This is a genomic window from Rhizobium sp. AN6A (genome assembly GCF_900215635.1).
GTDB classification, from domain to species: Bacteria; Pseudomonadota; Alphaproteobacteria; order Rhizobiales; family Rhizobiaceae; genus Agrobacterium; species Agrobacterium tumefaciens.
The window spans coordinates 428589-440830 of sequence record NZ_OCNC01000004.1; the positions used below are offsets into that span (position 1 = coordinate 428589).

Consider the following 12242-nt stretch of genomic DNA (forward strand, 5'->3'; position numbering starts at 1 on the left):
AACAATGCGCAACATAAATGTGTCAGAGTGCCCTTCGAAGCGTCCTTTCGGACGCAGGTCGCTCCAAGGCCCCGCAGCCCAATAGTTTGGCACATCAGCAGACTGCTCCACGGATAATAGCTGAGTCGCGTTAGCCAGCTAAGCACAAACTCAGCTGCAGGACGGCTCCTTTACGATTGGGCGGGGCCGGCAGCGGGGCGTCCGCGCACCTGCGCCAAAGTTGTGGACACGAGCGTACGGGATTGTGAACAATCATCGTGCGGCGTTTGCTTTTCCCTTTCCTAACGGTCAAATTTCTCGCAAGGTGCGCTGCACAAGGATCAGGGGAACCGAATGTACGAATATGCCATTGCGTGGGAATGGATGGCCTTTGCCGTCCGCTGGCTCCACGTCATCACCGCCATCGCCTGGATCGGCTCATCCTTTTATTTCATCGCGCTCGATCTTGGGCTGGTCAAACGGCCGCATCTGCCGCCGGGGGCCTATGGCGAGGAGTGGCAGGTGCATGGCGGCGGCTTTTACCACATCCAGAAATATCTGGTCGCCCCGGCCCAGATGCCCGAACACCTGACATGGTTCAAATGGGAAAGCTACGTCACCTGGCTGTCCGGCTTCGCCATGCTCTGCATCGTTTATTACGGCGGCGCCGACCTTTTCCTCATCGACCATTCGGTGCTGGCGCTCACCCAGTTCCAGGCCATCTGTCTGTCGCTGGCATCGCTTGCCGTCGGCTGGCTGTTTTACGATTTCCTCTGCAAATCGCCGCTCGGCAACAACACCTGGGGCCTGATGGTGGTGCTTTACGTCGCGCTGGTGGCGATGGCGTGGGGCTATACGCAGGTCTTCACCGGCCGCGCCGCCTTCCTGCATCTCGGCGCTTTTACCGCCACTATCATGTCGGCGAATGTGTTCTTCATCATCATTCCCAACCAGAAGATCGTCGTTGCCGACCTGATTGCCGGGCGCACGCCGGACCCTAAATATGGCCGCATCGCCAAACAGCGCTCGTTGCACAACAACTACCTGACGCTGCCCGTCATCTTCTTTATGCTGTCGAACCACTATCCGCTGGCTTTTGCGACCGAGTTCAACTGGATCATCGCAGCACTCGTCTTCCTGATGGGCGTCACCATCCGCCACTGGTTCAACACCACCCATGCCCGCAAGGGCAAGCCGACATGGACCTGGCTGCTGACCGCGCTCATCTTCATCGTCATCATGTGGCTTTCCACCGTGCCGAAGGTGCTGACCGGCGAAGAAGAACAGAAGGCGGCAACGCTTTCGCCGATGCAGCAGCAATTCGTCAGCGACGCCCATTTCGCGAGCGCCCGCGATGTCGTTCAGGGCCGCTGTTCCATGTGCCACGCCGCCGAGCCGGTGTGGGAAGGCGTGCCCTTCACGCCGAAATCGGTGAAGCTCGAAACCGACGCGCAGATCGCCGCACACGCCCGCGAAATCTATTTGCAAGCCGGCCGCAGCCATGCCATGCCTCCCGGCAACATCACCGCCATCACCCCGCAGGAGCGCAAAGTACTGACCGCATGGTATGAAAGCGCCGTTTCCGGGGGCAAGGACGCCAAGGAAAAAACCGAATGAGCATGGTTCTGCTGCGTGGCCGCCTGTTAAGTTTCCGCCGCGCGCCGCTCGCAATCGACGATACGCAAAGCTATCTCTACATCGAGGATGGCGGCCTGCTTGTCGAAAACGGCAAGATCGCCGCCGTCGGCGACTATGCCGATATTCGCAAGCAGGCACCTGATGACATTGAGGAGAAGGACCATCGCCCTCATCTCATTGTGCCGGGCTTGATCGACATGCACCTGCATTTCCCGCAGATGCAGGTCATCGGCTCCTATGCCGCCAACCTTCTGGAATGGCTGAATACCTATACTTTCCCGGAAGAATGCCGTTTCGTCGAAAGCGCGCATGCCCAGCGCATCGCCACACATTTTTACGATGAGCTTCTGCGCCACGGCACCACAACGGCTGTCGCCTATTGCTCCGTGCACAAGACCTCAGCCGATGCGTTTTTCACTGAGGCCCTGAAGCGCGGCATGCTGATGGTCGGCGGCAAGGTGATGATGGACCGCAACGCCCCGCAGGGCTTGCTGGACACGCCGGAAACCTCCTATGACGAGACCCGGGCCGTCATCGCCGACTGGCACGGCAAGGGCCGCAACCACGTCGCCATCACGCCCCGCTTCGCCATCACCTCCACGCCGAAGCAGATGGAAGCAGCCCAGGCGCTGGCGCAGGAGTTTCCCGATCTGTTCATCCAGACGCATCTTTCCGAAAATCTGGACGAGATCAAATATACCTGCGCGCTCTACCCGGAAGCGACCGATTACACCGATATCTATGTGCGTTACGGCCTGATGGGCAACAAGACTCTGCTCGGCCACGCCATCCACCTCTCGGAACGTGAGGCGGACGTGCTGTCGGAAACCGGTGCAGTCGCCGTGCATTGCCCCACATCGAACCTCTTCATCGGCTCCGGCCTCTTCCCGATGAAAAAGCTGCAACGGCGCGAAAAGCCGGTGCGCATCGCAGTCGCGACCGATATCGGCGGCGGATCGAGCTATTCCATGCTGCGCACCATGGATGAGGCCTACAAGATCCAGCAATTGCTGGGCGAACGCCTGAACCCGCTGGAAAGCTGGTATTTGATGACGCGCGGCAATGCCGAAGCGCTTTCCATGGTTGACCGCATCGGCACGCTGGACGCCGGCACGGATGCCGACATCACGGTACTCAACGCCTCTTCCACGCCCGCCATGGCGCTGAAGATGGAAGTGGTGAAAAGCCTGACCGAAGAACTGTTCCTGATGCTGACCATGGGCGACGACCGCACCGTCGTCGAGACCTACGTGGCCGGCAAGGCGATGAAAAGCGCGCTTGCATAGTTCGGTTTAGGCCGAAACATCAGGTCGTCGCCTCATCTATATCAGTACATATTGAAACGAGCGGGCGTCGCGTGTTTTTCTCTCCCCGCCGGGGAGAAGAAACAGGCCGCACTCGCCCGTTTCATATGATTGCCTGACAGCCCAAGTCAGCCGAAATGCGAATGACCTCTGGAGTGCGCCGTGCGGGATTTTGAGACAACCACAATGCTCATGATTGTCGCGACATTCATCGTCGCGGGCATCGTCAAGGGCGTCACCGGCATGGGCCTGCCGACCGTTGCCATGGGCGTTCTCGGCCTTTTCATGCCGCCGGTCGTTGCCGCAGGCCTGCTCATTCTGCCCTCCTTCATCACCAATATCTGGCAATTGCTGGCCGGACCCGATTTCAAGGCGATCGTCTCGCGGCTATGGCCGATGATGATCGCCATTGCCGTCGGCACGCTTCTCGGCATCCGGCTGATGACATCAGGCACCGGCGTCTGGACCACCTCGGCGCTCGGATTGTGCCTTGCGGCTTACGCAGCCTACAGCCTGTTTGCAAAGCCCTTCGCCATTCCCGCAAGGCTGGAACCGAAACTCTCCCCGGCCGTCGGGCTGGCGACCGGCCTTCTGACCGGCGGCACCGGAATTTTCGTGGTCCCCGCCGTGCCCTATATCCAGTCGCTTGGCTTCAGCCGCGACGATCTCGTGCAGGCGCTTGGCCTGTCCTTCACCGTTTCCACCGTTGCGCTTGCCGCCGGCCTTGCCTCTCAGGATGCCTTCCGCGTCGAGCAAACGTCGCTTTCCGCACTCGCCGTCCTGCCAGCGCTTCTCGGCATGTGGCTTGGCCAGAATATCCGCCGCATCGTCAGTCCCGCGACATTCAGGCGCTGGTTCCTTATCTGCCTGCTGCTGCTTGGGGCTGAGCTGTTTTTGCGGGCATTCTGGGGTTGAAACCCCGTCGATTTTGATGTCGCACCCGCCACAATTGTGATATATGAAGCCATCATTCAAATGTGAAGGCTTTATCCATGGGCAAAATCCTCACCATAGCGGACCTGAAGAAACAGGCTCAGCGCCGTGTGCCGAAGATGTTTTTCGACTATGCCGATAGCGGCGCCTGGACGGAAGGCACCTACCGCGCAAATGAGGAGGATTTTTCCAAGATAAAGCTGCGCCAGCGTGTGCTGGTGGATATGACCGACCGGTCGCTCGCCACCGAAATGATCGGCCAGAAGGTTTCGATGCCGGTGGCGCTCTCCCCCACTGGCCTCACCGGCATGCAGCATGCCGATGGCGAGATGCTGGCGGCAAAAGCGGCGGAAGAATTCGGCGTGCCTTTCACGCTTTCCACCATGAGCATCTGCTCCATCGAGGATGTCGCCTCCGTCACCTCCAAACCTTTCTGGTTCCAGCTTTACGTGATGAAGGACCGGGATTTCGTCAATAATCTGATCGACCGGGCGAAGGCAGCGGGATGCTCGGCGCTGGTGCTGACGCTCGACCTGCAAGTTCTCGGCCAGCGCCACAAGGACCTGCGCAACGGCCTCTCCGCCCCGCCGAAATTTACCCCGAAACACATCTGGCAGATGGCGACACGGCCAAAATGGTGCCTCGACATGCTGCGCACGCAACGCCGCAGCTTCGGCAATATCGTCGGCCACGCCAAGAATGTCTCCGACCTCTCATCGCTCTCCTCCTGGACGGCCGAGCAATTCGATCCGCGCCTGTCGTGGAAGGATGTCGAATGGATCAAGGAGCGTTGGGGCGGCAAGCTCATACTCAAGGGCATCCTTGACGAGGAAGATGCGCGCGCCTCGCTCGATACCGGCGCGGACGCCATCATCGTCTCCAACCACGGCGGTCGCCAGCTCGACGGCGCGCATTCCTCGATCGCCATGCTGCCGAGGATCGTCGATGCCGTTGGCGACAGAGTGGAGGTACATATGGACGGCGGCATCCGCTCAGGCCAGGACGTGCTGAAGGCAGTAGCACTCGGCGCCAAGGGCACCTATATCGGCCGCCCGTTCCTCTACGGCCTCGGCGCGGATGGCAAACAGGGCGTGACGACAGCGCTCGAGATCATCCGCAAGGAAATGGATATCAGCATGGCGCTTTGCGGCAAAAGGCTGATGACAGATGTGGATCGCAGTATTCTGGCGTGATGGCAGTGGGGCGAAGGTGGTGCCCGATGCCGTCGCTCACTCCTGGCGACACGCTTCCTCCCTCATTCCTGTGACAAGCACATGAATGAGGTGGAAAGGCCGGCTCAATGCCCCACCGTCTTCGAAAATACATTCACAATCACCACTCCCGTCACGATGAAACCGAGGCCAACGACGGCGGCAATATCCAGCGTCTGGCGGAACACTAAATAGCCAATGCCGGAAATCAGCACGATGCCAAGCCCGCTCCAGATCGCATAGGCAACTCCGACCGGCAGCGCCCGGAGCGTGAACGACAGGAGATAAAAGGCCGCACCGTAAAACAGCGCCATCAGCACCGTCGGCAACAGCTTGGTGAATTGCTGCGACTGCTGCAGGAAAGAGGTTGCGATAACCTCGCAGATGATGGCCGCGACAAGCGCCCCATAGGTAAAAACAGCCGCGTTCATGGTTCCATTTCCCTTTTCGTCTGAGCAATCATCCGGGCCTTGAGAGCTGCCCTGTCGCCCCCTGTCTTGCCGTCATCAGCCATCAGATCGGCAAACCAGATGCCGTCTGCGGCAAGCCGCACCAACTCCAGTAACACCCCCTCATCCGTGTCTTTATGACGGATGAGACGTCCATCGAACCAGCCCGTCCACATGCGCCGGAGCGACGGCTCTCCGACCATCGATACCGAGATCGCAGCCCACTGCCTGCCCGATTCCCGGTCGCGATCGGCAAAAACGGCGTTCACATAGGCCCGCGTGAAGCTCCCGTAAGGTTCACAATCCTGTGACATAAGCACGTCGATTTCCGCATCCAGCGCACCCAGAAGGTCCGCCATGACAGCTTCCAGCAATGCCTGTTTGGAGGAGAAATGGTGGAACAGGCCACCCTTCGTCACCCCCGCCGCATCCGCCACCGCCTGCACGGAAAGTGCGGCAACACCCTGATCAGCAGCAAGTTTCGCCGCACAGTCTAGGAGACTGCGGCGCACGATCTCGGGCTGCTTCTTGCGTTCATGTGCATTTTTCATGCTTTCAATACATACCGGATGGTTGGTTTCTTTTCAAGGAAATTGTAGGGCCCGTATGCGGGTTGAATTTCATACTTAATTAAGCATGAAAGCGATCTCTAAAGTTTTAGCGGTTTTGTTGCCGGAAAGTGTCAGTAAAACTTCGCCCATCGCGGCGATCGAACAAAAAGGGGTGGACCATGTCGGGAACGATCAAACGGGGAATGGCGGGCGCATGGGTATTCGCACTCGCCTTCTTTTGCGCGATCCTCTCATTGCAGGCATCGCCTGCGCAGGCCGGTTATGCCCATTTCATCATGGATGCCAATACCGGCAAGGTCCTCGCCGCGCAGAACGCCGATGTGCTGAACCACCCGGCATCGCTGACCAAGATGATGACGCTCTACCTCACCTTTGAGGCGCTGCACGCCGGCAAACTCCGCTGGGACCAGAAGATAACCATGTCCAAGAACGGCGCATCGGTCATTCCCTCGAAGCTTTACGTACGCCAGGGCCAGACCTTCACCGTGCGCGAAGCCGTCTACGGCATGATCGTCAAATCCGCCAATGACATGGCGGAAGGCATGGGCGACCATCTCGGCGGGTCCGAGGCACAATTTGCGCAGATGATGACCCGCAAGGCCCGCCAGCTTGGCATGACCAAGACGGTTTTCCGCAACGCCTCCGGCCTGCCCAGCAAATCGCAGGTGACGACGGCGCGCGACATGGCGAAACTCGGACTTGCGCTGCAGCGCGACTTTCCGAAAGAATACGGCCTCTTTGCCATGGAATCCTTCAGCTTCCGGGGTAAGCGCATCCGTGGCCACAATAATCTGATGTATCGCTATCAGGGCATGGACGGCATCAAGACCGGTTACACCAATGCGTCGGGCTTCAACCTGGTCAGCGCAATCAATCACAATGGCCGCCGTGTCGTTGGTGTCGTGCTGGGCGGCAAGACCGCGCGCAGCCGCGATGCGCAGATGGCAGCTCTGCTGGACAAGGCGATGCCGCAGGCCTCGAGAAACCGTAATACCGAACAGCTGGTGGCAAGCGCCAATGTCAGCCGCACCTTCGATGTGCCGCCCGCAGCCGTCCCTCCGGCAGCCGTACCATTGCCTATGTTTGCCGAGCGTCGCGCCGATCCGATCGCCATGCAGATCGCCACGGCGAACAGCCAGATGGCGGATATGATCCAGGTCTCTGCCATTCCGAAACCCGCACCCGCTGCACAAATGACCGGCCAGCGCAGCCGCTGGGAAGTACAGATCGCCGCCACCGACAGCGAAGCCGCCGCCCGCTCGCTGCTCGCCAATGCCCGCTCCAACATAGCCGGCAGCTACTCCGGCATCGCGCCCTATACCGAAGCGGTGCAAAGCGGATCGGCAACGCTCTACCGCGCCCGCTTTACCGGGTTTGAAGATCAGTCTTCGGCGGTTTCCGCCTGCAAGGAGTTGAAGGCGCAGTCTTATGCGTGCGTGGTCATGAACAGCGAAGGGTGAGCTCTACCGCTTGAGCCAACCGTTTTCCAACGCATCGGCCAGATACGGAATGCCGTTGACCTTCGCCATCTCGGCCATGGCAAGATTATCGTAGCGTATCTGCCGGAAATAGACCTGCCAGCCGCGTGCGGTTTCTTCCAGCACGGCGTAGCTGGCAAGCGGATGACCGACTTCGACATGATGGTCGAACGGCGTGTCATCTTTCCAGCCGGGGCAGCCGACGCTGCCGGGATTGACGATCAGGCGGCCATCGGAGAGCTGCACGGTGCGGGCGATATGTGTGTGGCCGCACAACATCAGCGGCTGGGTGATGCCATCAGCCATGGCCTCGATTTCGGAAAGCGGTCGCAATTTCAGCACCCCTTCCGGCGAAAGCGTCTCCAGCCAGTATTCCAGATCACCGCGCGGCGAGCCGTGGCAGCAATAGGCGACATCCTTGAACACCATGCTGAACGGCAGGGTGTGCAGCCAGTCCAGATGCGCGGCGGTCAGCTGCGCATGCGCCGGCCTCTCCCAGCTGCCCATCTCTTCCGGCGCGCGCTCGATCAATTCGCGATCATGATTGCCGAGAACGCTGGGTATCCAGTTACCAACCAGTACATCGCCGGTAAAACCCGCTTCCAGCGGACCACTGAAGCAATCGCCGAGATTGACGATGTCCTTTATGCCAAGCCTCGCGATATCCTCAAGCACGGCCTCCAGTGCGGCGCAGTTTCCATGAATATCGGCAATGGCGGCAAAGATCATGGCGGTCAGCTTCCTCGATAGGTGGAGTAACTATAGGGCGAAAGCAGAAGCGGCACATGGTAATGGCCGCTCTCGTCGGCAATGCCGAAACGGATGGGGATGATGTCGAGAAAGGCGGGTTCCGCCAAGGCGACGCCCTTGCCACGCAAATAATCGCCCGCGTGGAAAACCAGCTCGTATTCCCCGGCCTTGAAACTGTCCCCCACAAGCAGCGGCCCGCCATCAATGCGGCCATCGCTATTGGTCTTAACCGTCTTTATCTTATCGCGACGATCACCCGAGAGCCGGTAAAGCTCGATCGTCAGTCCCTCGGCGGGCGTGCCATGGGCGGCATCGAGGACGTGGGTGGTCAAACCGGTCATAGGCTGGGCTCCGCGATAATGTAGGGCGCATCGAAAAAATGCTCTTCCAGATTGTTGCCCGGCCCATCGCGATCGGCAACGAGAAAATCAGAAATCGCCTGCAACGGCATCAACGGGTAATGCCATACGTTGCGGCGGTAGTTCACGCCCTGATCGCCGCCCGCCAGAAAAGCCTGCGGCCGACCAGGCTTGCCGCCCTCGTCCTCGGCAACGACGACAAGGAAAGGCCTGCCGGACAGCGGCGAGAAGCTCTGGCTGCCGAGCGGATGCCGCTCCATCATCTCGATTGTGTGCGGGAAGGCACGCGGCTGCCCGCGAAAGATATTGAGGATGATACGCGCGCCCTCGCCCGCCGCCTCGGGTGCCGCAAGCGCATGATGCCGCTCGGTCTGGCCGCCATTGATGTGGCGCATGGAAGAGGGTGTAATTTCGATCACATCACCGAAGGATGCGAACCCCTCTTTGGTCAGAGGCTTGATCTCGAGAAAATCAGTCAAATGTCATTCACCTTGGGCATGCCAGTTTCGGAGGAGTGAGAGACGCGCCTGCAAATCCGGAATGCTCTGCGTTATCGTTTTCCAGACGACCGAGAGTTCCGCCCGAAAATAATCATGCACGATCAAATTGCGCATACCCTTCATCTTTATCCAGGGGATTTCCGGGTGCTGCTGTAAAAACGCGGGGTAATGCTTGTCCAGTTTTGCGACCGCCTCGCCAATCAGGGCAAGGCCCATCATCACCGCCATCTGGGTACGCGTATCGGAAGAAAAAGCGGCCTCATCCATATCCTGAATGAAACCCCCTATTCGGGAGGCGGCAACATCCATCTCCTTCAGGTAGAGCAGAAGCCGATCCGTACTCATACTGCTTTGGCTTCCATCAGAACACGCGCCCGGATATCCGAGTGCAGGCCGCCTGAGGTGACGACGTCAACCTCGACACCGAGGATAGTCTTCAGTTCCTCCAGCAATCCGCCAAGATCGAACAGAGTGGTCCCCGGCAACGCATCCACCAGAATATCCAGATCGCTGTCCGGCCTGTCCTCGCCACGGGCGACGGAACCGAACACGCGCGGGTTTGCCGCGTTGAAGCGCTTCGTCGCTTCGCGGATCGCTTCCCTGTTCTTTTCCAGCACCTCGGAGGGTCTCATGGCCTCAATCTCCAGATAGCACGAGTATAGCGGAACGACCGCCGCTCGCCAATTCAGCCCTCGGGCAGCATCGAGGAAAGGCGCAGCCAGGCGATCTTTTCCACCTGCGCCGTCGCGGTCGCAAATTCTGTCGCCGCATCATTGCCGATACGCGTCTCGAAGGCGGAGAGAATATCGTGCCTGTTCAGCCCCTTGACAGCAATGATGAACGGAAAGCCAAATTTTTGCGTATAGGCGGAGTTCAGCTCGGTGAAGCGCGCGTGCTCCTCCGGCGAAAGCCGGTCAAGCCCTGCGCCCGCCTGTTCATTGCGGCTATCGGCGGTCAACTCACCTGCGATTGCGAGCTTGCCGGCAAGATCAGGATGCGCGCGCAAGACACCCAGCCGTTCCGCTTCGGAGGCGGCACGAAACTGCGCGCATAATGCGCCGTGAACCGCCTTCGCCGTTAACTCCAGACCTGCGCCTCCGACATCATAGGCCCGTTCGGCGATAAAAGGCGAATGTTCGAACACACCGCCGAAACGGCTGACAAATTCATCCCGCGTCAGCATCAGAGCGTTCCCGGCTTGTGGTTTTCATGCCAGTGACGAGCGATCTCGATACGCTGCGGGATCCACACCTTTTCATGGCCCAGCACATATTCGATGAAACGGCGAAGGGCTGCGGCGCGGCCGGGACGGCCGACGAGACGACAATGCAGGCCGACGCTCATCATCTTCGGCGCGCCTTCAAGCCCTTCCTGATAAAGAACGTCGAAAGCGTCTTTCAGATAGGCGAAGAACTGGTCACCGGAATTGAAACCCTGCGGCGTGGCGAAACGCATATCATTGGTGTCGAGCGTGTAGGGAATGATCAGGAACGGTTCATCCTGCAATCCCTTCACCCAATAGGGCAGATCGTCGGCATAGGAATCGGACGAATAGAGAAAACCGCCCTCTTCCATGACGAGCCGCAGCGTATTGTCGGAAGGCTTGCCCTGATACATGCCAAAGGGGCGCTCGCCCGTAAGCTCCGTATGCAGGCGCACGGCTTCGGCAATATGCTTGCGCTCTTCCTCCTCGGAAAAATCCTTGTATTCCAGCCAGCGATACCCGTGGCTGGCGATTTCCCAACCCGCTTCCTTCATTGCCGCAACGGCTTGCGGGTTGCGCGCCATGGCAGCGGTCACGCCATAAACAGTTGTGGTGACGCCGAGATCGGTGAACATGCGCCACAGCCGCCAGAAACCGGCGCGTGAGCCATATTCGTAGATCGATTCCATGTTCAGGTTGCGCTGGCCCGGCCACGGCTGCGCGCCGACGATTTCCGACAGCAGCGATTCCGACGCCTTGTCATTGTCTAGAATGCAGCTTTCGCCGCCCTCTTCGTAATTGATGACGAATTGCACGGCGATGCGTGCGCCGCCCGGCCATTTCGGATCGGGACTATTGCGGCCGTAGCCCACCAGATTGCGGGAGTAATTCTCGGAAATCATTCAGCCACCCAAAACACCTCTCCCGAAGCGGAACCCGCTTCTGGAAGACATGAGCAAAACAACCATCCGAAGGTGTCTGCCCGAAACGGGTAAACACGACACGCTTCAGACATGCGATGCACGGACGGTAGCATCCGCATTCGGAATGTCGAGAGCAATTTTGCCGACATTCCGATGCTTTTTTGTGTACGATTTCTGCGGGACGCTTCTCAGGCGATCTTGCGGGCGGAAACACGACCCATGGGATGCAGCGAATGCACCCGGAAAGGTGCGCCGGGTTCATCCTCGATGAAAAGCGCGAGGCTGGAAAATGACAGAGGCCGGGTGAGCAGCGGCTCGAAAACCTTGCGCACGGCACGCTCGATCCTCTGGCTGCTGGAAGGCTCGACACCGCCCGTCAGCGACATCTGAAAACGGAACTCGTCCATCACATGCGGGCTGCCCCAGCGATGCAGATTGGTCAGTTGCGAAGCCGAAAGCCGGTCGGGATCCGCCCGCTCGATTTCCGCCTCGGAGAGCGGCGCGCGGTAACGGTCGAATTCCTGCACCACACGGGCTGCGAAAAAATTCAGCACTTCGCAGGGGCGCTCGGGAACGAGGCTGAAGACATTGTCATGCCGCGCTACTATAAGTTGCGGCAGCGTGAAGGGGTCCTGCCTGCCGGAAAAATACATCAGGTCGCGCAACAGCGCGGCCTCGGAATGACCTTCGGCAAGACGGAACGGGGCCTTTATGGTGCCGTGGAAACCATAACGGCGCGGCAGGGCGGTATGGTAGGAAATCTCCTGCATGCCGAGATCGATCATGCCCGGCGGCTCCACCGCATGGCCTGAATAGGCATCGCGTCCCAGCCATGCGGCAGCCGCCTGCGTCAGCGGGTCGTTGGGGGAAGGCGTGAAATGGATGGCGTATCGCATGCGCTGTCACCTCGCCGCAAATGCGGCCAAACGGGGCTCTTTGCAG

At 59.4% G+C, this 12242-nt stretch carries 15 protein-coding genes; 5 read left to right on the forward strand and 10 right to left on the reverse strand.

Annotated features, from left to right (window positions below; genetic code table 11):
- Positions 1-333 precede the first annotated feature (333 nt).
- The 4 genes from puuD to CRO62_RS14710 all read left to right on the forward strand — a co-directional run bounded on the left by puuD (position 334) and on the right by CRO62_RS14710 (position 5047).
- Positions 334-1596, forward strand: coding sequence for a urate hydroxylase PuuD (puuD, locus tag CRO62_RS14695; protein ID WP_097100714.1), 1263 nt, complete (start codon positions 334-336; stop codon positions 1594-1596).
- Positions 1593-2903 carry a guanine deaminase gene (gene guaD, locus CRO62_RS14700; RefSeq protein ID WP_097100715.1) on the forward strand — a complete coding sequence of 437 codons (1311 nt, stop codon included), beginning with the start codon at positions 1593-1595 and terminating at the stop codon, positions 2901-2903. Before puuD ends, guaD begins: the two co-directional genes overlap by 4 nt.
- A gap of 210 nt (positions 2904-3113) precedes the next feature.
- Positions 3114-3836, forward strand: coding sequence for a sulfite exporter TauE/SafE family protein (locus CRO62_RS14705; protein ID WP_097103026.1), 723 nt, complete (start codon positions 3114-3116; stop codon positions 3834-3836).
- Positions 3837-3913: 77 nt separating this feature from the next.
- Positions 3914-5047 (forward strand): alpha-hydroxy acid oxidase, encoded by a 1134-nt coding sequence (locus CRO62_RS14710; protein ID WP_179784531.1) that lies wholly within the window; start codon positions 3914-3916, stop codon positions 5045-5047.
- A 104-nt stretch (positions 5048-5151) separates the two neighbouring features.
- On the opposite strand, the gene CRO62_RS14715 is transcribed toward CRO62_RS14710, so the two are convergent.
- Positions 5152-5496 carry a DMT family transporter gene (locus CRO62_RS14715; RefSeq protein ID WP_097100717.1) on the reverse strand — a complete coding sequence of 115 codons (345 nt, stop codon included), beginning with the start codon at positions 5494-5496 and terminating at the stop codon, positions 5152-5154.
- The gene (locus CRO62_RS14720) at positions 5493-6065 is read right to left on the reverse strand and encodes a TetR/AcrR family transcriptional regulator (RefSeq protein WP_097100718.1); all 573 of its coding nucleotides are present in this window, start codon (positions 6063-6065) and stop codon (positions 5493-5495) included. The genes CRO62_RS14715 and CRO62_RS14720 overlap by 4 nt, the downstream gene beginning before the upstream one ends.
- 203 nt (positions 6066-6268) lie before the next feature.
- On the opposite strand from CRO62_RS14720, the gene CRO62_RS14725 reads away from it, so the two are divergent.
- Positions 6269-7546: a serine hydrolase gene (locus tag CRO62_RS14725; RefSeq protein WP_179784643.1), complete on the forward strand. Its 1278-nt coding sequence runs from the start codon at positions 6269-6271 to the stop codon at positions 7544-7546.
- A 3-nt stretch (positions 7547-7549) separates the two neighbouring features.
- Here the strand turns inward: CRO62_RS14725 and CRO62_RS14730 are convergent, their stop codons facing one another.
- The 8 genes from CRO62_RS14730 to CRO62_RS14765 form a co-directional block, all read right to left on the reverse strand.
- Positions 7550-8293, reverse strand: a complete 744-nt coding sequence (locus tag CRO62_RS14730) for a metallophosphoesterase family protein (protein ID WP_080797920.1) — start codon at positions 8291-8293, stop codon at positions 7550-7552.
- 5 nt (positions 8294-8298) lie between these two features.
- Positions 8299-8655 carry a hydroxyisourate hydrolase gene (gene uraH / locus CRO62_RS14735; protein WP_097100720.1) on the reverse strand — a complete coding sequence of 119 codons (357 nt, stop codon included), beginning with the start codon at positions 8653-8655 and terminating at the stop codon, positions 8299-8301.
- Positions 8652-9152: an ureidoglycolate lyase gene (locus tag CRO62_RS14740; RefSeq protein ID WP_097100721.1), complete on the reverse strand. Its 501-nt coding sequence runs from the start codon at positions 9150-9152 to the stop codon at positions 8652-8654. The genes uraH and CRO62_RS14740 overlap by 4 nt, the downstream gene beginning before the upstream one ends.
- Before the next feature lie 3 nt (positions 9153-9155).
- Positions 9156-9518 carry a DUF86 domain-containing protein gene (locus tag CRO62_RS14745; protein ID WP_097100722.1) on the reverse strand — a complete coding sequence of 121 codons (363 nt, stop codon included), beginning with the start codon at positions 9516-9518 and terminating at the stop codon, positions 9156-9158.
- Positions 9515-9805: a nucleotidyltransferase family protein gene (locus CRO62_RS14750; RefSeq protein WP_003513679.1), complete on the reverse strand. Its 291-nt coding sequence runs from the start codon at positions 9803-9805 to the stop codon at positions 9515-9517. Before CRO62_RS14750 ends, CRO62_RS14745 begins: the two co-directional genes overlap by 4 nt.
- Positions 9806-9858: 53 nt before the next feature.
- On the reverse strand, positions 9859-10356 hold the full coding sequence (gene uraD, locus CRO62_RS14755) for a 2-oxo-4-hydroxy-4-carboxy-5-ureidoimidazoline decarboxylase (protein ID WP_097100723.1): 498 nt from the start codon (positions 10354-10356) through the stop codon (positions 9859-9861).
- Positions 10356-11279, reverse strand: coding sequence for an allantoinase PuuE (puuE, locus tag CRO62_RS14760; RefSeq protein ID WP_003513682.1), 924 nt, complete (start codon positions 11277-11279; stop codon positions 10356-10358). The genes uraD and puuE overlap by 1 nt, the downstream gene beginning before the upstream one ends.
- Positions 11280-11488: 209 nt before the next feature.
- Complete coding sequence (locus CRO62_RS14765) at positions 11489-12196, reverse strand: DUF1045 domain-containing protein (RefSeq protein ID WP_019565154.1); 708 nt, start codon at positions 12194-12196, stop codon at positions 11489-11491.
- Positions 12197-12242: the final 46 nt, after the last annotated feature.

Coding starts and splice junctions, on each gene's coding strand:
- puuD (WP_097100714.1), top strand. CDS start 334: ATGTACGAATATGCCATTGCGTGGGAATGGATGGCCTTTGCCGTCCGC.
- guaD (WP_097100715.1), top strand. CDS start 1,593: ATGAGCATGGTTCTGCTGCGTGGCCGCCTGTTAAGTTTCCGCCGCGCG.
- CRO62_RS14745 (WP_097100722.1), bottom strand. CDS start 9,518: ATGAGTACGGATCGGCTTCTGCTCTACCTGAAGGAGATGGATGTTGCC.
- CRO62_RS14720 (WP_097100718.1), bottom strand. CDS start 6,065: ATGAAAAATGCACATGAACGCAAGAAGCAGCCCGAGATCGTGCGCCGC.
- CRO62_RS14750 (WP_003513679.1), bottom strand. CDS start 9,805: ATGAGACCCTCCGAGGTGCTGGAAAAGAACAGGGAAGCGATCCGCGAA.
- CRO62_RS14765 (WP_019565154.1), bottom strand. CDS start 12,196: ATGCGATACGCCATCCATTTCACGCCTTCCCCCAACGACCCGCTGACG.
- CRO62_RS14710 (WP_179784531.1), top strand. CDS start 3,914: ATGGGCAAAATCCTCACCATAGCGGACCTGAAGAAACAGGCTCAGCGC.
- puuE (WP_003513682.1), bottom strand. CDS start 11,279: ATGATTTCCGAGAATTACTCCCGCAATCTGGTGGGCTACGGCCGCAAT.
- CRO62_RS14715 (WP_097100717.1), bottom strand. CDS start 5,496: ATGAACGCGGCTGTTTTTACCTATGGGGCGCTTGTCGCGGCCATCATC.
- uraH (WP_097100720.1), bottom strand. CDS start 8,655: ATGACCGGTTTGACCACCCACGTCCTCGATGCCGCCCATGGCACGCCC.
- uraD (WP_097100723.1), bottom strand. CDS start 10,356: ATGCTGACGCGGGATGAATTTGTCAGCCGTTTCGGCGGTGTGTTCGAA.
- CRO62_RS14725 (WP_179784643.1), top strand. CDS start 6,269: ATGGCGGGCGCATGGGTATTCGCACTCGCCTTCTTTTGCGCGATCCTC.
- CRO62_RS14705 (WP_097103026.1), top strand. CDS start 3,114: ATGATTGTCGCGACATTCATCGTCGCGGGCATCGTCAAGGGCGTCACC.
- CRO62_RS14730 (WP_080797920.1), bottom strand. CDS start 8,293: ATGATCTTTGCCGCCATTGCCGATATTCATGGAAACTGCGCCGCACTG.